The sequence below is a fragment of the Mitsuaria sp. RG genome, from assembly GCF_028369275.1.
Lineage (GTDB): Bacteria > Pseudomonadota > Gammaproteobacteria > Pseudomonadales > Pseudomonadaceae > Aquipseudomonas > Aquipseudomonas peradeniyensis.
Genome location: NZ_JAQMYQ010000056.1, coordinates 1 through 18,742, shown reverse-complemented (window position 1 = coordinate 18,742; position 18,742 = coordinate 1). Strand labels below are relative to the sequence as shown.

Annotated in this window: 15 protein-coding genes; 2 read left to right on the top strand and 13 right to left on the bottom strand. The window is 65.8% G+C overall.

What is annotated here, in order from left to right; all coding sequences use genetic code 11:
- Positions 1 to 42 precede the first annotated feature (42 nt).
- The 6 genes from POF53_RS23050 to POF53_RS23025 form a co-directional block, all read right to left on the bottom strand.
- Positions 43 to 1,461 (bottom strand): efflux transporter outer membrane subunit, encoded by a 1,419-nt coding sequence (locus POF53_RS23050; RefSeq protein WP_232854967.1) that lies wholly within the window; start codon positions 1,459 to 1,461, stop codon positions 43 to 45.
- Positions 1,458 to 2,333, bottom strand: a complete 876-nt coding sequence (locus tag POF53_RS23045) for an efflux RND transporter periplasmic adaptor subunit (RefSeq protein ID WP_110735588.1) — start codon at positions 2,331 to 2,333, stop codon at positions 1,458 to 1,460. Before POF53_RS23045 ends, POF53_RS23050 begins: the two co-directional genes overlap by 4 nt.
- On the bottom strand, positions 2,330 to 2,542 hold the full coding sequence (locus tag POF53_RS23040) for a DUF1656 domain-containing protein (RefSeq protein ID WP_016392395.1): 213 nt from the start codon (positions 2,540 to 2,542) through the stop codon (positions 2,330 to 2,332). The genes POF53_RS23045 and POF53_RS23040 overlap by 4 nt, the downstream gene beginning before the upstream one ends.
- The gene (locus tag POF53_RS23035; protein WP_498969588.1) at positions 2,539 to 4,626 is read right to left on the bottom strand and encodes an FUSC family protein; all 2,088 of its coding nucleotides are present in this window, start codon (positions 4,624 to 4,626) and stop codon (positions 2,539 to 2,541) included. Before POF53_RS23035 ends, POF53_RS23040 begins: the two co-directional genes overlap by 4 nt.
- Complete coding sequence (locus POF53_RS23030; protein ID WP_028689248.1) at positions 4,623 to 5,060, bottom strand: MarR family winged helix-turn-helix transcriptional regulator; 438 nt, start codon at positions 5,058 to 5,060, stop codon at positions 4,623 to 4,625. The genes POF53_RS23035 and POF53_RS23030 overlap by 4 nt, the downstream gene beginning before the upstream one ends.
- 263 nt (positions 5,061 to 5,323) lie before the next feature.
- Positions 5,324 to 6,136: a tetratricopeptide repeat protein gene (locus POF53_RS23025; protein WP_203649487.1), complete on the bottom strand. Its 813-nt coding sequence runs from the start codon at positions 6,134 to 6,136 to the stop codon at positions 5,324 to 5,326.
- A 206-nt stretch (positions 6,137 to 6,342) separates the two neighbouring features.
- Here POF53_RS23025 and POF53_RS23020 point away from each other — a divergent pair, with 206 nt between their 5' ends.
- Positions 6,343 to 6,900: a WCX domain-containing protein gene (locus POF53_RS23020; RefSeq protein ID WP_203649485.1), complete on the top strand. Its 558-nt coding sequence runs from the start codon at positions 6,343 to 6,345 to the stop codon at positions 6,898 to 6,900.
- Positions 6,901 to 7,004: 104 nt separating this feature from the next.
- Here POF53_RS23020 and POF53_RS23015 read toward each other — a convergent pair whose 3' ends face one another.
- The 7 genes from POF53_RS23015 to POF53_RS22985 all read right to left on the bottom strand — a co-directional run bounded on the left by POF53_RS23015 (position 7,005) and on the right by POF53_RS22985 (position 15,934).
- Entirely contained in the window at positions 7,005 to 7,868 is an 864-nt protein-coding gene (locus tag POF53_RS23015) for an ABC transporter permease (RefSeq protein WP_203649476.1), read from the bottom strand.
- Between the two features lie 13 nt (positions 7,869 to 7,881).
- Positions 7,882 to 8,745 (bottom strand): ABC transporter ATP-binding protein, encoded by an 864-nt coding sequence (locus tag POF53_RS23010; protein WP_028689252.1) that lies wholly within the window; start codon positions 8,743 to 8,745, stop codon positions 7,882 to 7,884.
- A 6-nt stretch (positions 8,746 to 8,751) separates the two neighbouring features.
- Positions 8,752 to 9,771, bottom strand: a complete 1,020-nt coding sequence (locus POF53_RS23005; RefSeq protein ID WP_498969584.1) for an ABC transporter substrate-binding protein — start codon at positions 9,769 to 9,771, stop codon at positions 8,752 to 8,754.
- 18 nt (positions 9,772 to 9,789) lie between these two features.
- On the bottom strand, positions 9,790 to 10,689 hold the full coding sequence (locus tag POF53_RS23000; protein ID WP_498969582.1) for a TauD/TfdA dioxygenase family protein: 900 nt from the start codon (positions 10,687 to 10,689) through the stop codon (positions 9,790 to 9,792).
- Positions 10,690 to 11,028: 339 nt separating this feature from the next.
- Positions 11,029 to 12,405 carry an HlyD family type I secretion periplasmic adaptor subunit gene (locus tag POF53_RS22995; protein ID WP_186734130.1) on the bottom strand — a complete coding sequence of 459 codons (1,377 nt, stop codon included), beginning with the start codon at positions 12,403 to 12,405 and terminating at the stop codon, positions 11,029 to 11,031.
- Positions 12,395 to 14,551, bottom strand: a complete 2,157-nt coding sequence (locus POF53_RS22990; RefSeq protein ID WP_203649469.1) for a type I secretion system permease/ATPase — start codon at positions 14,549 to 14,551, stop codon at positions 12,395 to 12,397. The genes POF53_RS22995 and POF53_RS22990 overlap by 11 nt, the downstream gene beginning before the upstream one ends.
- 45 nt (positions 14,552 to 14,596) lie before the next feature.
- On the bottom strand, positions 14,597 to 15,934 hold the full coding sequence (locus POF53_RS22985; RefSeq protein ID WP_110735609.1) for a TolC family outer membrane protein: 1,338 nt from the start codon (positions 15,932 to 15,934) through the stop codon (positions 14,597 to 14,599).
- 350 nt (positions 15,935 to 16,284) lie between these two features.
- Here POF53_RS22985 and POF53_RS22980 point away from each other — a divergent pair.
- A partial coding sequence (locus POF53_RS22980) for a retention module-containing protein (RefSeq protein WP_498969579.1) occupies positions 16,285 to 18,742 on the top strand: 2,458 nt, incomplete at its 3' end.

Below are 18,742 nucleotides of genomic sequence, written 5' to 3'. Positions count from 1 at the left end.
GCGGCCCTTTCGCGGCACAAGGCCGCTCCTACAGGGGAATCATCAGGGTCTGGCACTGCCTTTCCAGCCGCCACCCAAGGCCAGGAACACCCCGATCTGCCCCATCGCCACCTGGCTGTTGGCCGCCGCCAGCTGCGCCCGCACGTCTGTATAGGTCCGCGTCGCCTGCAGATCCGCCAGGAACGACTCACGCCCCACCTGGTAACGCAGATGCGTCTGGTCCGCCGACTCCTTGGCCGAGCGCTCCGCCTCGGCCAGTGCGTCGCGTCGATCCAGCAACGCGCTGTACTGCGCCAGGCGGGTCTGGGTTTCGCGAATGGCGTTGAGCACCACCCCGTCGAAATGCGCCAGCGCCGCCTGGGTCGAGGCCTCGGCCATGTGGATGCGCGCGCGGGTACCGTTGGTGGGGATGTTCCAGCTGATCTGCGGGCCGAAGCCCCAACGGTTGGTGGCCGGCTCGCCGAGGTTCTCGAGAATGCCGATGGTGCCCACCTGGGCGCCGATGCTGATGTCCGGGTACAGCGCGCCGGTGGCCACGCCGATGCTGGCGGTGGCCGCCGCCAGCTGGCGCTCGGCCTGACGCACGTCCGGGCGGCGCTTGAGCAGGGCCGCGCCGTCACCGACCGGCACCAGCTGCGACAGATGGGGCAGTTCGGCGCAATCGGCGGTGCCGGCGGGCAATTGCTCGACCGGCTTGGCCAGTAACGCAGCAAGGGTGTAGAGGCCCGCCTCACGTTCGGCCTTGAAGCGCGGCAGTTCGGCGCGCAGGGACTTGAACTGGGTCTGCGAACGGGTGACCTGGGTCTCGTCGCCACGCCCGGCGTCGCGCAGGCGCTGGGTCAGCTGCACGCTCTGCTGCTGCAGGTCCAGCGATTCGCGGGCGATGTGGTATTCCTCGTTGGCCGAGCACACCTGGGTATAGGCCTTGACCACATCGGCCACCAGGGTGATGCGCGCGGTGTCGGCGGCGGCCTGCACCGCGTCGGCGTTGGCCTTGGCGGCCTCGGTGCCGCGTTTGAAGGTACCCCACAGGTCGAACTGGTAGCTGGCGCTGATGATCGCTTCGCCGATATTGGCCACCGGCACTTTCTCCGGCTGCAGGAAGGCCTCGCCGGACTCCTGCAGACGCTGGGCGCCCAGCTTGACGCCACCGTTGAAACCACCCTGGGACTCGGCCACCTCCACCTGGGCACGGGCCTTGGCGATATTGGCGGCGGCCACGCGCAGTTCGGTGTTGGCGCTCAGGGCCTGGCGCACCAGCTCGTTGAGCCGTTGATCCTGGTACAGCTGCCACCAGTCCTCGGGCACCGGCGCCGAGACCACGCTGTCGGCGTCCTGGCGCAGCGGCCCATTGAGGTCGCCGCGCTGCACGGCGGCGTCCTTGGGCAGCTCGTAGTCAGGGCCGACCATCATGCAGGCGCCCAGGGACAGGCACAGCCCCGCCAGGATCAGCTGTTTCATGGATGCTGGCCCTCGATGATCGACACCGTGGCGGTGCGCCCGGCGATCATGCGGAAGTCCTGCGGCACTTCGTCGAAGGCAATGCGCACCGGAATCCGCTGGGCCAGGCGCACCCAGCTGAACGCAGGATTGACGTTGGGCAGCAGGTTGGCGCCGCTGCTGCGGTCGCGGTCCTCGATGCCGGCGGCCAGGCTCTGCACGCGGCCACGCAGGCGGGTGTTGTCGCCCATCACGCGGATCTCCACGGCGTCGCCGATATGAATACCGCCCAGCTTGGTCTCTTCGAAGTAGCCGTCAACGTGGTACGAGGCGCTGTCGACCACCGACAGCACCGGGCGCCCGGCGCTGACGAACTCGTGGGCGCGCGGGGCGCGGTCGTTGAGGTAGCCGTCCACCGGGCTGCGCACCACCGAGCGGTCGAGGTTGAGCTGGGCCACATCCACCTGCACCTGGGCCTCGTTCACCGCCGAGCGGGCGCGGGCTTCGCGGGACTGGCTCTCTTCAAGCTGCTCGGCCGCCACCAGGTTGCCCAGCTTGCGGTTGCGCTGCGCCTCGCGGGAGGCCTGGGCCAGGGTCTCCTGACGCTCGGCCAGGGTCGCCTTGGCCTGGCGCAGGGCCAGGGTGAAGCGGTCCTGGTCGATGGTGAACAGCACGTCGCCGCGCTTGATGGTCTGGTTGTCACGCACCTCGACCTTCTGGATCAGCCCGGACACATCCGGGGCGATCTGGATCACGTCGGCGCGGATATGACCGTCGCGGGTCCAGGGGGCGAACATGTAGTACACCACCATCTGCCACACGAGCACGGCGGCGAAGGTCACTACCAGCAAGGTCAGGACCACGCGGCCCAGGGTCAGCAAAGGTTTTTTCATGGCAGCATCAGGCTTCGGCAAAAGTGGTCCACCGCGCCAAGCAGCACGGCATACAGGGCAACGTTGAACAGCGCCCGGTGCCAGACCAGGCGGTAGAAATGCAGGCGCACCAGCACCGCGTGCACCCCGAGGAACAGCAGGTAGGTGCCAAACATCATCACCAGCAGCGTGGGCAGGAATACCCCGCTGATATCCAGTTCACCGATCACAGGGGCGCTCCGTCGAGCCCGGGGGGCAGTTGCGTTTGCTCGGCAGGCTCGAGCATCACTTCCACGCCCGGCAGCAGCGCCAGGCGCAGGCCGCTCAGGGCGTGCAGCAGGTGGGTGCGGGCGTCGCCGCGTTCGTACAGCTCGTCCAGGTTCAGCGCCAGGCGCGCACGCTCCATGTTGCGCAGCAGCGCCGCCGGGGCATGCAGGCGCTCGCCGGCGCGCAGGCAGGCAGCGTAGTGATTGCCGACCTCCTCGATCACCGTGCGCAGGCGCTCGCGGGCCTCGGCGCCGGCACGCGGCAGGTAGGCCAGCAGGTCGAGCAGGTTCAGGCCCACGCGCAGGTCGCGCAGGGCCACGCCGCTGTCCTGGCCGGTCTGCGACAGGCGTGGCAGGTGCTGCATCAGCCGGTCGAGCATCTGCACGCCGACCTGGCGGTGCTCGGCCAGGGTGGCCGGCGCGGTCATCTCGACGATGTCGCGCCAGGTGAAGCGGGTCATGCGCTTGGCCGCCAGCTCCACGCCGAACGGGCGCACCACCAGGGTCCAGATGAAGGCGAACAGCAGGCCCACGGGGCCGGCCAGGTTGGCGTTGATGAAGGTGAAGAAGTCGGCGTCGTAGGCGCCCTGGATGCTGATGAAGGTCGAGGTGTTGACGATCGTCAGCAGGGTGCCAAGGTAGAAGCGCGGCTGCACGGTCAGGGTGCCGACGCAGATGAACGGCACGGCGAAGGCCAGCACCAGCATCGGGAAGTCGTGCAGGTTGGGCAGCACCAGGAACAGGTACAGGCTGGAGAAGATCACCGACATCAGGGTCCAGAAGAAGAACCGGTAGATCTGCGGCGCCGGGTCGTCCATGGCGGCGAAGAAGCTGCACGACACCGCGGCGAGGATCACCGCGCTGGCGCCATCGTTCCAGCCCAGGCCGATCCACAGGCCGCAGGCGACGATAATGGCGGTGACGGTGGAGAACACCGAATAGAGCATCAGGCCACGGTCAAAGAACGGCGTCAGCCGGCCCAGGCGCCAGTGACGGTAGACCGCGCGCCACGGCGTGGCGTCGTCCTTGCGCAGTGCGTGCTGCAGGGTGCAGCAGTCCTGCCAGAGGTCGGTCCATTCGGTCAGGCGATAGAGGGCATTGGACAACAACAGCTCGGCACGCTGGTCGATGGCAGCGGCGCCGGGCTGCAGACGGTCGATCTGCTCGTGCAGGGCGGTCCAGCGCGCCACCGAGGCGCTGTCGGCAGTGCCCTTGAGCCACTCACGGGCAGCGTCGAGTACCGGCTTCAACTGAGCGAACTGGGCCGGGGCGCGGCCCTCGAGGGCGATCAGGGCGTCGTCCAGGGCATCGATCACCGGCAACAGGTGGATCATGCGGCCACGCAGCTCACGGGCATTTTTCAGGGTGTGCGGGCCGGCGCCTTCGTGGCCGAGCTGGCCGATCATCAATTCCAGCGAATTGAAGGTGGCGACCATCGCGCCACGCATGCCGCCGACCTTGTCGGCGCTGGCCTCGCGGGCCAAATAGGTATCGCTGTAGCGGATCGCCTCGGCGAACCAGTTGCCGGTCGCGCCCACCACCACCGGTGCCAGCCGGCGCGGCCAGAAAATCGCGCCGACCACCGCCGCGCAGACGATGCCCAGGCAGATCTCCTGGGCCCGGGAGGAAGCCACATCGAACACTGCCAGCGGGTTGTCGACCACCGCCAGGGCGATCATCGGCAGGGTGTAGCCAGCCAGCATCAGCACGTAGTTGTTGGCCGTGCGCAGGTTCAGCGAAAGGAACAGCAGGGTGCCGGTCCACAGGGCGATGGCAATGCTCAGCAGCAGCGGCGACTGCACCAGCGGCGGCACCAGGAGAATCGCCCCGCCGGCGCCCAGCAACGTACCCAGCGCCCGGTACAACGCCTTGGAGGTGGTCGGGCCGAGGAACGGGCTGGAGACGATGTACACCGTGGCCATGGCCCAGTACGGGCGCGGCAGCTGCATCAGCAGGGCGATGTACAGGGCGATCATCGACGCGGCGAAGGTGCGCACGCCGTAGAACCAGTCACGGGCCGGTGGCACCGAGCTGAAGAAGCCGCTCATGGCATCACGCCCGCGGCTTCGAACGCCTGGATCACCCGCAAGGTGGCGTCCAGGTCGGCCTGGTCGATACCGCCGAGCACCTCACGGCGCAGGCGCACCAGCTCGCCTTCGATGGACTCGGCCAGGGCGCGGCCCTCGACGGTTAGGCTCAGGGCCTTGGCGCGGCGGTCCAGAGGATCCTCGCTGCGGCAGACCAGGCCGGCCTTGCACAGCTGGTCGAGCAGGCGCACCAGCGACGGGCTTTCCAGCCCGGCCGCCTGCGCCACCGCCACCTGGTGCACACCGTCGCCCAGGCGCACGATCATCAGCAGCGGCACGGCGCAGGCTTCGGAAATGCCGTAGCCGGTCAGGGCGCCCTGGCACAGGCGACGCCAGTGACGGGCGGCCACGACCATGCCGCTGCTGATTTTCAGGTGCAGTGCGTCGAGAGACATGTGGGAACCGAGGATATTCATAGTTTGCTAACTATCAATATACGCCCTGCCCTACCCCTGTCGTCAACCGGGGGTGACGGAGGGAGACGATGAAAGGTTGTTCATCTACCCGGATATCACGATCTCTGTAGGAGCGGCCTTGTGCCGCGAAAGGGGTGCGAAGCGCCCCCATGTTTCGTGCATCAAGCTGATATCGCCGGGGCTGCTACGCGGCTCTTTCGCGGCACAAGGCCGCTCCTACAGGGGCCGCGCTGAACCTTGCCTCACGGCTGGATCTGGTCTTCCAGCTTCATGGTCAGCGCCAGGGTGCTGCCCATCTGGATCGCCTGGTCGCGCCAGCCCAGGTAGCGCGCCGCGTCGCAGCTGCTGAAATGCACGGCCAGCTCCTCGGCCGCCTGCATCACGCCGGTCGCCGCCGCCAGCTCCAGCCAATACAGCCCGGCCTTGGTGTCCGCCTCGACATACAGCCCATGCAACAACCGGTAACCCACCTCGAAGCGGCAGCGCGTCTCGCCGCGCTGGGCACCGCGCAGGAACCACTGGTAGGCCTCGAGCAGGTCGACCTGCCACACCTGGTCGCCCTCGCACACCTCTTCCTCGTACAAGTCGCCCAGCGCCGCGGCGGCATGCACCATGCCCCGCTCGAAGGCATGGCGGTAGTATTCGGCCGCGTTGGTGTACGAGACCTCCACGCCCTTGCCGAAGTAATGCTGCTGGCCCAGGTTGAACCAGGCCGCGGCATTGCCCTGCAGGGCGGCCATGCGCAGCAGGTGCCCGGCCAGCACGGTGTCGCCACGCCAGTACTTGCCGTTGAGCCAGATCCAGCCCAGGTCGTTGAGCGCCCCGACATTGCCCAGCAATGCCTGGCGGCACAGGTCATGGTAGACCGCCTGCAGGTCGACCGCCTCGTCCAGCCGATCAGTCAGGCCGAAGCGCTCGCCGCTCAGGGCCTGCTGGCTGGGCATGCCGATCCCGGCGAACAGCCTGTGGCGCTGCCCGGGGCGTGCCGGGACCGGGACGATCCGCTCGGGGAGAAGCCGGGCGAGCAGCGAATGGATATTGCTGGCGGCAGACATGTTCATCCTCATTGAACGACCCACAGCTCCAACCTCCACTGTGGTGAGGCGTGATTCTGCGCGATGCCACGACAAAACCTGTCGCGAACGAATTGATCCCAGGCAACCAAATGCATCTTCCTTGATCTGAGCACGCTGTGGCCAATTGCCATGCCCTACCCGTGCCGCCATCCTATGCCGGCAAGCCTAGACAAGGACGTTTCCTTTTGCCGTTCGCCACCACCCGCGCCACCCTCAGCCGCCAATGGGCCCTGCTCCGTCAGTTGCCCAGCCGCTCCCCCGGGATCACCAGTGCCGAACTGGTGTGGCGCCTGCGTGACGTGGGCTTCACCGTCAGCAAACGCACGGTCGAGCGTGATCTCAACGAGCTGTCGCTGATCTTTCCGTTGGAGCGCAACGACAAGAGCATCCCGTTTGGCTGGCACTGGTCGGCCAATGCCGGTGGCGAGCTGCGTGGGAATTTCGATCTGCAGGGTTATCTGCGCGGCGATACGCTGCAGCCCGGGCAAGGGGAAGGCGTCGAATTGCAGGCATGGATCAGCGACCTGCTGGCCCGCCGGCTGCGCGAAGCGCCGTTGACCGCCGACATGCAGCTGACCGCCCTGGAGCAGGGGCACCGGCTGCGGGCGACGGTGGCGGATGGCTGGCCCCTGCGGTTGTGGTTGCTGAGCCAGGGGCAAGGGCTGGTGGTGGAAGCGCCGCAGGCGTTGCGCGAGGAGATAGCGCGGACATTGGCCAGTGCGGCGGCGCAATATCGGGATTGAGTTTTGCGTGATCTTCTTCGCGGGTAAACCCGCTCCCACAGGGTCCATGCATAACCTGTGGGAGCGGGTTTACCCGCGAAGAAGGCAACACCGGCAGCACGAATCTAGCGCTGCATGCCCCAGCGCCGCACGGTCAGCCGCTCCAGGGTGTTGAACACCAGCCCCTCCACCAGCAGGCCGATCAGGATCACTACGGCCAGCCCGGCAAACACCTTGTCGGTGTACAGCTCGTTGCGGTTCTGGAAGATGTACCAGCCCAGTCCGCCCTTGCCGCTGCTGGCACCGAACACCAGCTCGGCGGCGATCAGCGTGCGCCAGGCGAAAGCCCAGCCGATCTTCAGCCCTGACAGGATCGATGGCAGCGCCGCCGGTACCAGGATGTGCAGCACCAGGCGCAGGCCGCGCAGCCCGTAGTTGCGTCCGGCCATGCGCAGGGTCTCGGACACGCCGAGAAAGCCCGCGTAGGTGTTCAGCGCCAGCGCCCACAGCACCGAGTGCACCAGCACGAAGATCAGGCTGTTGTCACCCAGGCCGAACCAGAGCAAAGCCAGCGGCAACAGGGCGATGGCCGGCAGCGGATTGAACATCGAGGTCAGCGTGCCCAGCAGGTCGCGCCCCACTTGCGTCGAGACGGCCAGGCTGGTCAGGCCGAAGGCCAGGACGATGCCCAGCACATAGCCTTTGAGCAGCACCACCAGCGATACGCCGACCTTGGCCGGCAGCTCGCCGCTGAGCAACCCGTCCCACAACGCGCTGGCGGTCTGCAGGAAGCTCGGCAGCAGCAGGTCGTTGCCGGTATAGCGGGCCACGGCCTCCCAGACCACCGCAAGCAGTACCAGGATCACGGCCTTGCGCAGCCAGCCCTGCTGCCACAAGCGTTGCACCGCCGGCAGCTCGCGCTCCAGCGGCACACCCGGCAGGGGTTGCAGCTGCACTTCGTATTCCTGGCGTACAGGTGTCGTTGTCATGCCCTGGCTCCTGTCAGTAGGCGATACGGATATCGTTGAAGCCCAGATCGTCCGCTGGCGTCGAGGCATCGGCCTCGTCGAACAGCAGCCGGTGGATGCGCCGGGCACTGGCCTGGAAGTCGCTGGCACCGAGGCTGCCGAGATCGTACTGGTGGCTGTGCACCTCGGCCCGCACCCGCCCGGGGTGCGGCGACAGCAGCAGGATACGATTGCCCACCACCAGTGCCTCTTCTATGGAGTGGGTGACGAACAGCAGGGTGAAGCGCACCTCCTCCCACAGCAGCAGCAGTTCTTCCTGCATCTTGCGCCGGGTCAGGGCGTCGAGGGCGGCGAACGGTTCGTCCATCAGCAGGATCTTTGGCTGCGTGGCCAATGCCCGGGCGATGGCCACGCGGGCTTTCATGCCACCGGAAAGGGTATGCGGATAGGCATCGGCGAAGGCGGCCAGGCCGACCTTCTCCAGGTAGTGCAACGCCCGCTCCTCGGCCTCGGCGCGCTTGAGTTGGCCGGACACCAGCAGCGGGAACATCACGTTCTGCTTCACCGTCTTCCACGGCGGCAACTGGTCGAATTCCTGGAACACCACGATACGGTCCGGCCCTGGGCCACGCACCGGCTGGCCCTGGAGCAGGATCTGCCCTTCCCGGGGTTCGATGAAGCCGGCCACGGCCTTGAGCAAGGTGGACTTGCCGCAGCCGGACGGGCCGAGCAGGACGAAACGGTCGGCGCGGTCGACCTCGAAGCTGACCTGGTGGGTGGCCCGCACCACGCGCTGGGCGGTGCGGTATTCAAGGCTCAGGTTGTCCACCGCCAGCAGCGGTGGGGTGGCGACACGGCTCAGGTTGCTGGCCGTGTGGCCTGGCAATGGGGCGGTCATCGGCGCTCAGCTCCCTTGCAACGGGCGTTCATCCTGGAAGAAATAGTCCTTCCACGATTCGGGCTTGTTCTTTATCGCGCCGACCCGGTAGAGGAACTCGGCCAGTTTGTAGGTGTTCTTCGGCGTGACGGTGAATTCGTACTGCGGGTTGTCGATCAGCTTGATCAGCGCCTCGCGGTCGATCTTGGCCTTGGTCACTCGGATGTAGGTGTCGGCGGCGGCGGCCTTGTCCTTCTGGGCGAAGTCGGCGGCTTCAGCCAGGGCATCGACGAAGGCCTTGTAGGTCTTGGGATTGTCCTTGCGGAACTTCTCGGTGGCGAACAGCAGGGTCGGTGAGTTGGGGCCGAGCAGGTCGTAGCTGTTGAGCACCACGTGCACGTTCTTGTTGGCCAGCACCTGGTCCTGGAACGGCGGGTTGGAGAAGTGCCCGTTGAGCTCGGTGCCACCGGCCAGCAAGGCTGCGGTGGCATCGGGGTGCGGCACGGCCAGGGTGTACTTGTCGAGGCGGTTGTATTCCTTGTCGCCCCACTGCAGGGCGGCGGCGTACTGCAGGAAGCGCGACTGCACCGACACGCCCACCGCCGGGACGGCGATACGGTCCTTGTCGGAGATATCGGCGATGGTCTTCACATTCGGGTTGCTGCTGACCAGGTAGTACGGGAAGTTGCCCAGCGAGGCGACGGCCTTGACGTTCTGCCGGCCGCGGGTTCTATCCCACACGGTGAGCATTGGCCCGACGCCGGCGCCGGCGATGTCCACCGAGCCGGACAGCAACGCGTCGTTGATCGCCGCGCCGCCGGACAGCTGGGCCCAGTCGACCTTGATGTCGAGGCCCTGCTCCTTGCCGTGCTTCTCGATCAGTTGCTGGTCACGGACCACGTTGAGCAGCAGGTAGACGATACCGAACTGCTCGGCGATGCGGATCTGCCCTTCGGCGTGGGCCACGGTCGGCGCCGCCAGGCTGCCTAGAACCAAGCTGGCGCCCAGGCCGATACTTGCCGCCAGGCGGCTGATGGAGTTGCGCATGGTGTGTTTCCTCAGTCGTCAGAACGGGGCATCGCCCTGGATGGTGGTGCGGTAAAGCTTGCGCCGCAGGTGCGCGGGGCAACCGCTGGCCAGGTGGATCAGCGAGCGGTTGTCCCAGAACACCAGGTCGTGGGGCAGCCATTGATGGCGGTAGATGTTCTGCTCCAGCACGCTCAGGGCGTACAGCTGTTGCAGCACGTCGCGGCTCTCGTCATCCGGCAGGCCGACGATACGGGTGGTGAAGCCTTCGCTGACGAACAGCGCCTTGCGGCCGTTTTCCGGGTGGGTGCGCACCACCGGGTGGATGACCTCCTGGACCTGGGCCAGTTGCTCGGCGGTCAGCGTCGGGCGCCAGTTGCCTTCGAACCTGGTCTCGGCGTAACGGGCGGTGTAGGAGTGGGCGGCGCTGCGGCCCTCGACGACCCGACGCAGGGCCTCGGGCACGGCGTCCCAGGCCTTGTGCATGTCGGCGAACAAGGTGTCGCCGCCCTCGCTGGGCAGCTCCTGGGCGTGCAGCATCGAGCCCAGGCTCGGCAGCTCCTTGTACGACAGGTCCGAGTGCCAGAACTTGCCGGCATCGCCCAGGCCGACGTTGCGGCCGTCCTCGACGATGTTGGACACGATCAGTATCTCGGGATGGCCGGCGAGCAGGAACTGCTTGAGCACATGGATCTGCAGCTCGCCGAAACGGCGGCTGAAGGCGATCTGCTGTTCAGGGATGATGCGCTGGTCGCGGAACACCAGGACGTGGTGGTCCAGGTGGGCGCGGTGGATACGGGTGAAATCCTCGGCGTTGACCGCACGGGCCAGGTCGAGGCCGATGATCTCGGCACCGACGGCGCCGGGGAACGAGCGGATGTCGAAGGTTTGCGGCAGGGCGCTGTCGATGGTCGACAAGGCGTTCGAGGCGGCTGGCATTGTTCACTCCCACGCAGTGCGCGACTTCAGGGCGCGCAACGATCGGAAACGCACGGGGATTGCCCGTGTGGGTTCGAGTCGTGCGGCGCGCCGATTGGTCGGCGGGTACGCAGTGGGAGTGACTATAAAGTCATAAGAACAGTATTTTAAATACCGTTACGGCATATCCATATGAAGGGGTTGCACTTCAGGCCATACGCCGACCTGTAGGAGCGGCCTTGTGCCGCGAAAGGGCTGCGAAGCGGCCCCGGCGATCTTTGCTCAATGCTGAAATCCTGGGGCCGCTTCGCAGCCCTTTCGCGGCACAAGGCCGCTCCTACAGGGGGCCCGTAATGACTGTCAGCGCTCGCGCAGCGCCTCGCTGCGGGCCTTGATGATCGGCTTGAGCAGATAGCTCATGATGGTCTTCTTGCCAGTCATGATATCCACCGTGGCCACCATCCCCGGGATGATCAACAGCGGCTTCTCGTCCGTGCCCAGATGGCTCTTGTCGGTACGCAGCTTGATCAGGTAGTAGGTGGTCTTCTTGTCTTCGTCGGTGATGGTGTCGGCGCCGATCTGCTCGAGCTTGGCCTTCATGCCGCCGTAGATGGTGTAGTCGTAGGCGGTGAACTTGACCGTGGCTTCCTGGCCCGGGTGCAGGAAGGCGATGTCCTTGGGCAGGATCTTCGCCTCGACCACCAGGGTGTCGTCCAGTGGCACGATCTCGATGATGTCACTGCCCGGCTGGATCACCCCGCCGATGGTGTTGACCAGCAACTGCTTGACGATGCCGCGCACCGGCGAGATGACCATGGTGCGGTGCACGCGGTCATCCAGCGCCTTGCTGGTGGCGGTGGCCTTGTTCAGCTCGGTGCGGGCCTCGTTGAGCTGGGTCAGCGCCTCGCTGCGGAACTTGCCGCGGGTCTCCTCGATCTTGCTCTCGACTTCCTTGATCGCCGCCTCGGCACGGGGGATGGCCAGGGCGGTGGAGTCCATCTGGCCACGGTTCTCGACCTCGGCGCGGCGCAGGCGCAGCACCTCGACCTGGGAGATCGCGCCCTGGGCCACCAGCGGCTCGGACATCGCGATTTCCTGGCGCAGCAACTGCAGGCTGTTGGCGTACTGGGCGCGCTTGGAGTTGAACTCGCGCAGTTCCTGCTGCTTCTGCACCAGCTGCTGCTGCAGGCCGCCAAGCTCGTCCTGCAGCTGCTGGCGACGGCTCAGGTACAGCGACTGTTCGTTGGCGGCCTGGCTCGGCGCGGCCTTGCGCAGCTCTTCGTCGATCTGCAGCGGCTTGTCCTCGACCTCGGCCGTCAGGCGCTGCACGCGCAGGGCCATGGCCAGGCGCGAGGCCTCGGTCTCGTCGACGTTGGAGGCGAAGCGGGTTTCATCCAGGCGCAGCAGCGGCTGGCCGACCTCGACGATCTCCCCTTCCTTGGCGAATATCTCGGCGACGATGCCGCCCTCAAGGTTCTGGATCTTCTGCACCTTGGAAGACGGGATGGCCTTGCCCTCGCCGCGCGTCACCTCGTCGATGGGCGCGACGCTGGCCCAGATGATGAGGAACAGGAAGAACGCGATCACGCCCCAGATGGTCAGGCGCACCACCCGTGGCGCGTCCTCGATCAGCGCCTTGTTGACCTCGGGCAACGGCTGCCCGGCCAACGACTCGGAGCCCTTGAAGTAGCGGCGCAGGTTGTCCTTGAAACGCCCGATATCCAGCTTATGCAACACTGATCTGCCCCTTCTTCAGCGCATCCATGACGGCGGCTTTCGGGCCATCCGCGACGATCTGTCCACGATCGATGACGATCAATCGGTCCACCAGCGACAGCAACGACGCCCGGTGGGTGACCAGCAGCACGGTCTTGTTCTCGATCACCGCGGCCAGGCGCTGCTTGAGACGCTCCTCGCCGGTGTTGTCCATGGCGCTGGTGGGTTCGTCGAGCAGCAGGATCTGCGGGTTGAGCAGCAGTGCCCGGCCCAGGGCGACGTTCTGCCGCTGGCCGCCGGAGAGGTTCTGGCCACGCTCGCCGACCTGCAGCTCGTAGCCGTCCGGATGCAGGCGGGCGAATTCGTGCACGCCGGCAAGCTCCGCGGCCTGGAGGATCAGCTCGTCCTCGATGTAGCGGGCACCGCTGACCAGGTTGTCGCGCAGGGTACCGGCCAGCAGCTGGATGTCCTGGGGCACGTAGCCGATGTTGTGGCGCAGTTCACTGACGTCGATCTGGCGAATGTCCACGCCATCGACCAGCAGCGAGCCGTTGTCCGGCTCGTACAGGCCGACGATCAGCTTGGCCAGGGAGCTCTTGCCCGAGCCGCTGCGGCCGATGATGCCGACCTTCTCGCCCGGGCGAATGTTCAGGTTGATGCCCTTGAGCGCCTGGTTCTGCTGGTTCGGGTAGGTGAACTCGACGCCGCGGAATTCGATGGCGCCCTGCAGCACCTGGCGGCTCAGCGGGCGCTCCTCGAAGTTGCGCTCCTGGGGCAGCTCCATCATCTGGTCGGTGGCGACCATGGTCACCTTGGCTTGCTGGTAGCGGGCCAGCAGGCCGTTCAGCGAGCCCAGCGGGCCAAGGGCGCGACCGCTGAGCATGTAGCAGGCCACCAGGCCGCCCATGCTGAGGTTGCCGTCGATGATCAGGTACACGCCCACGCAGATCATCGCCACGCCGGCCAGTTGCTGGATCAGCGCGGTGATGTTCATGGCCAGGCCCGACAGCACCTTCACCCGCAGCTCCAGGCGGCTCAGGGTGCCGAGGGTCTGCTCCCACATGTACTGGCGCTCGCTCTCGGCGTTGTTGACCTTGACCGCATCCAGCCCGGCGAGGGTCTCGATCAGGCTCGACTGGCGCTCTGAGGCCAGGGCCATGGTGCGCTCCATGGTCGCCATAAGCGGCTTCTGCAGGGCGTAGCCGATACCCAGCGCCAACGGGAAGGCCAGGATCGGAATCCACACCAGGTGCCCACCGATGATGGCGATGACCATGAGGATCAGCAACGTGAACGGCAGGTCGATCAGACTGGTCAGGGTCAGCGAGGCGAGGAAGTCGCGCAGGCCCTGGAACTCGTGGATATTCTGGGCGAAGCTGCCGACCCGCGCCGGGCGGTACTTCATCGACATCCCGACAATGCGCTCGAACAGCGTCGCCGAGATGATCAGGTCGGTCTTCTTGCCGGCCAGGTCCAGGCACAGGCTGCGCAAACCCTTGAGGATCAGGTCGAAGACATAGGCACCGGCGATGCCGACCGCCAGCACCCACAGGGTCGAGGTGGCTTGGTTGGGCACCACGCGGTCGTACACGTTCATCACGAACAGCGGCGCGGCCAGGGCGATCAGGTTGATCACCAGGCTGGCGGCGATGGCATCGATGTACAGCCACTTGCTGCGCAGCAGGGTGTCGCGGAACCAGGAGCGCGCGCGCGGGATCAGGTTGCCGTGGTTGACGTCGAACTTGTGCTGCGGCTGGGCGAAGAACACCTTGCCGCTGTAGTCGCCCTGCAACGCTTCACGGGTGACATGCACCTCGCCGCCGTCGCTCTCGCTGAGCAGCAGGCGCGCGGTGTCTTCGTTCTCCCAGCCGAGCAGCACGGCGCAGCGGCCTTCCTTGAGCAGCAGCATCGCCGGCATGGCGATGCTGGGGATCTGCTCGAGCTTGCGCTGCAGCAGGCGCCCCTGCAGCCCGGCCCGGGCGGCTGCGCGGGGCAGCAGTTCGGCGGTCAGGCGCTGCGAGGGCAAGGGTAGCCCGGTGGTCAGCATGGCCCGGCTGGCGGGCTTCTGGTGCAGGACACACAGGGTCAGCAGACTGTCCAGCAGCGGGTCGTCATGCTGACTGCGTGGATCGTGGCTGAGTTGGACTCGACTGACTTCGGATTCCACGCGGCGCTCTCTTCATCCTTGCGGGGGTGATTCAAGGTGCGCCTTTCAGTTCATGCCTGGCAGGTTCACCTTGGGTTTCAGGTCGTTCTGCACAACGGAGGCCATCGGTGCTACGACACCCTGGCTCTTGAGCAGTTGACCAATGGTCGCCTTGATTCGGTACTGAGTAAACATTTGTGTGTTCTTCACCTCTACCAGACGACGCTGGGCGGTGAAGGTTTCATTCTCGCTGTCGAGCAGGTCGAGCAAGGTACGCTCGCCCAGGCCGAACTGCTGCTGGTAGGCGCTGCGCACGCGGTTGCTGTGATCGACATACTGCTGGGCGATCGGCACCTGGGCGTTGGCGTTCTCCAGAGCATTCCATGCCAAGCCTAACTCCTCATTGAGCTGGCGCAAGGCGTTGTTGCGAATGTCCAGGGCCTGGTTGGCCAGGTACGACTTCGATTCCAGGTCGGCCTTGTTGCTGCCACCGGCGTACAAATTGAAGTTCATGCGCAGCATGGCCTGCCATTCGTTGTTGTGGCCGACGGCGCCGTCGAGGTTGTTGTCGGCCGTTCGTCCGAGTTCGGCATCGAAACGTGGATAGAACGTAGACTTTGCCGCTTCGTATTGCTTCTCGGCGGCGGCGATGTCCGACTCAGCCGAACGCAGGATCGGGCTTTCCTCGACCAACTGGTGGCGAGCCTCGTCGAGGGTGGCCGGCAGCAGGTCGACAAATGGCGCGGGCGTGCTTAACTCGTCGGGCATTTGGCCGACGACGCTCAGGTAGTTGGTGTTGGCGTCGGCCAGGTTGGTCTGCTCGGTGATCAGGTTGTTGCGGGCCTGGGCCAGGCGCGCCTCGGCCTGGTCGAGGTCGGCCAGGCGACCGACGCCGCGGCTGGTGCGCAGCTTGATCTGGTCGAGGATGCGCTCGTGGTTGCGCAGGTTGTCTTCGGCCAGGCGCACCATCTCGCGGCGCGACAGCACGTCCAGGTAGACCTGGGCGACGGTCAGCGCGGTGCGCTCGGAGGTCCCCAACAGGGAGTAGGCGCGGGCGTTGACAGTGGCCTGTTGACGGCCAACCTCGCTGGAGGTGGCGAAGCCGTCGAAGACCATCTGCCGCAGGCGGATAGCCGACTCGCCACGGTTCAGGGTCTCCCAGCGGTTGCGGGTGCTCGGGCTGTCGGTGCCCTCACGACCATAGCCGGCGGTCACGTCGACCCGCGGCAAATAGCCGCCCTGGGCAGCGCGCAGCTGATAGTCCGCAGCCGTGCGGGCGTTCACGCCGGCCTGGATTTCCGGATGGACCTCGAGGGCCTTCTGCATGGCTTCGGGCAAGGTTTGTGCTTGAACGAATGTGGCGGCGAGAGCGAAAGGAAGAGCGGTGAACAGTGACGCACGCATTTTTACTGGTTCCCGAGAGAGCTGTTGTCCCAAATCACAGCCGAAGCCGTGCCTGCCCTGGAAAATGGCAAACCCTGATCCTGTATGTAGGAAGCTTCCGAATAGGCAGTGCGATTAATACAAAAGAAAGGGCTTAGCTGGCCAAATATCAATGTGACATTACCTTGGCGATTGTTTAGGATGGCAGCCAGAAGGTCAATAGTTTGGCATAAACTTAATAGCCAGAAATTATAGACGTAAAATTGACGCAAATCAGCGTCAAAAACATTATTTGAAACATTCCATCAGTCGCCGCCCTCGAACGCCGGCCAGGCATGGAAGCCAACTGAACAGGTAGCCCGGAGAGTCCAATGAGCACTGTTGTCGCCATCGTCAAAAGCATTGTTGGCCAAGTCATCGCAGTTTCCCCAGAAGGCATCCGGCGCGTACTGATCGAAGGCGATCGCCTGCTGGCAGGTGAACAGGTAGACACCGGCGCGGGCGGCGCGGTCACCCTGGAGCTGGCCGACGGCCGTGTGCTCGACCTGGGCCGCGACACCCAGTGGAGCGCCGACGCGCCCGACAGCAGCACCGACCTGAGCCAGGCCACCGCCCAGGCAGCGCCCTCGGTCGAAGAGCTGCAACAGGCCATCGCCGCCGGTGTCGACCCGACCACCGAGCTGGAAGCCACCGCAGCCGGCCCAGCCGCGGCAGGCGGCGGCTCGGTCGGCGGCGGACACAGCTTCGTCCTGCTCGAGGAGACCGCCGGGGTGGTCGATCCGAGCATCGGCTTCCCCACTGGCCCGATAGGCTTCGCCAACGGCCTGGCGGTCGAGGAGCTGGGCGGGCTGGACGGCAACGCTGCCAGCACCAACACGACCAACGTCCCGCTCACCACAGGGCTGACCCTGAGCGCCACCCCCACGATCACCGAGGCGGGTGGCGTCATCGTCTATACCGCCACCGTCGGCCAACCACCGCTGACCAACCTGACCGTGACCCTGTCCAACGGCGCCGTCATCGTGATCCCGGCCGGCCAGACCACCGGCACCGTCAACGTCGACATCCCGGCCAACGACACGCCCTACATCGATGGCGGCCAGATCTCCGCGACCATTACCGGCACGACTGGCGGTAACGGCCTGATCGTCACGCCAAGCACCACCCCGGCGGTGACCCAGGTCACCGACACCATCGACACCACCACCGCCACGCTCACCGCGACCCCGAGCGTGACCGAAGGTGGCGTGATCACCTACACCGTGACCTTGAACAACCCGGCCCAGACCCCGGTCACCGTCACTCTGTCCAATGGCCAGACCGTCACCATCGAGGCCGGCAAGTCGTCCGGCAGCGTCGACTTCCAGACCCCGGCCAACGACGTCTATAACAACGGCAGCACCGTCAGCACCACGATCACGGAGGCAACGGGCGGCAACTTCGAGAATCTGGTACCGAACCCGACGCCAGCGCAGACCGTCATCAATGACTCGGTCGATACCACCACAGCGACCTTGACCGCGACCCCGAGCGTCACCGAAGGCGGCGTGATCACCTACACCGTGACCCTGACCAACCCGGCCCAGACCCCGGTCACCGTTACCCTGTCCAATGGCCAGACCGTCACCATCGAGGCCGGCAAGTCGTCCGGCAGCGTCGACTTCCAGACCCCGGCCAATGACGTCTACAACAACGGCAGCACCGTCAGCACCACGATCACGGGGGCAACGGGCGGCAACTTCGAGAAACTGGAGCCGAACCCGACACCAGCGGAAACGGTGATCAACGACTCGGTCGACACCACCACCGCCACCCTGACCGCGACCCCGAGTGTCACCGAAGGCGGTGTGATCACCTACACCGTGACCCTGACCAACCCGGCCCAGACCCCGGTCACCGTCACCCTGTCCAATGGCCAGACCGTCACCATCGAGGCCGGCAAGTTGTCCGGCAGTGTCGACTTCCAGACCCCGGCCAATGACGTCTATAACAATGGCAGCACCGTCAGCACCACGATCACGGGGGCAACGGGCGGCAACTTCGAGAAACTGGAGCCGAATCCGGCACCCGCTGAAACGAAGATCAACGACTCGATCGACACCACCACCGCCACCCTGACCGCGACCCCAAGCGTCACCGAAGGCGGCGTGATCACCTATACCGTGACCCTGACCAACCCGGCCCAGACTCCGGTCACCGTTACCCTGTCCAACGGCCAGACCATCACCGTCAAGGCTGGCGAAAGCACCGGCAGCGTCGACTTCCAGACCCCGGCCAACGACGTATTCGTCAACGGCAGCACGGTCAGCACCAGCATCACCGGTGCCACCGGCGGCAACTTCGAGAAGCTGGAGCCCGACACCACGCCGACCCAGACCGTGATCAGCGACAGCATCGACACGGTGACCGTCAGCATCGCCAGCAATGGCAACGTGACCGAGGCCGAGCAACCGACCTTCACCGTGTCGGTCAGCCAGAAGCTCGACCATGACCTGACCGTGACCCTGTCCAATGGCGCCACCGTGGTCATCAGCGCTGGCCAGACCGAGGCTACCTACAGCCTGCCGGCCCAGGGTGACGACGTGTTCAAGGACGCCAGCTCGGTGACCCTCGGCGTGACCGACGCCAACGTGGCGGGCAAGACCTTCGAGAACCTGCAGCTGGGTGGCGATGCCACCGTGCAGATCACCGACACCGTCAGCGAAGTGGTAGCGACCCTCACCGCCGACAAGACCACTGTGTCCGAAGGCGGTCAGATCACCTATACCGTGACCTTGACCAATGCCCAAGGGCTGCCGGTCAGCGGCCACAATGGCCTGACTTTCACCC

Coding starts and splice junctions, on each gene's coding strand:
- POF53_RS23050 (WP_232854967.1), bottom strand. CDS start 1,461: ATGAAACAGCTGATCCTGGCGGGGCTGTGCCTGTCCCTGGGCGCCTGC.
- POF53_RS23045 (WP_110735588.1), bottom strand. CDS start 2,333: ATGAAAAAACCTTTGCTGACCCTGGGCCGCGTGGTCCTGACCTTGCTG.
- POF53_RS23035 (WP_498969588.1), bottom strand. CDS start 4,626: ATGAGCGGCTTCTTCAGCTCGGTGCCACCGGCCCGTGACTGGTTCTAC.
- POF53_RS23030 (WP_028689248.1), bottom strand. CDS start 5,060: ATGTCTCTCGACGCACTGCACCTGAAAATCAGCAGCGGCATGGTCGTG.
- POF53_RS23025 (WP_203649487.1), bottom strand. CDS start 6,136: ATGTCTGCCGCCAGCAATATCCATTCGCTGCTCGCCCGGCTTCTCCCC.
- POF53_RS23015 (WP_203649476.1), bottom strand. CDS start 7,868: ATGACAACGACACCTGTACGCCAGGAATACGAAGTGCAGCTGCAACCC.
- POF53_RS23010 (WP_028689252.1), bottom strand. CDS start 8,745: ATGACCGCCCCATTGCCAGGCCACACGGCCAGCAACCTGAGCCGTGTC.
- POF53_RS23005 (WP_498969584.1), bottom strand. CDS start 9,771: ATGCGCAACTCCATCAGCCGCCTGGCGGCAAGTATCGGCCTGGGCGCC.
- POF53_RS23000 (WP_498969582.1), bottom strand. CDS start 10,689: ATGCCAGCCGCCTCGAACGCCTTGTCGACCATCGACAGCGCCCTGCCG.
- POF53_RS22985 (WP_110735609.1), bottom strand. CDS start 15,934: ATGCGTGCGTCACTGTTCACCGCTCTTCCTTTCGCTCTCGCCGCCACA.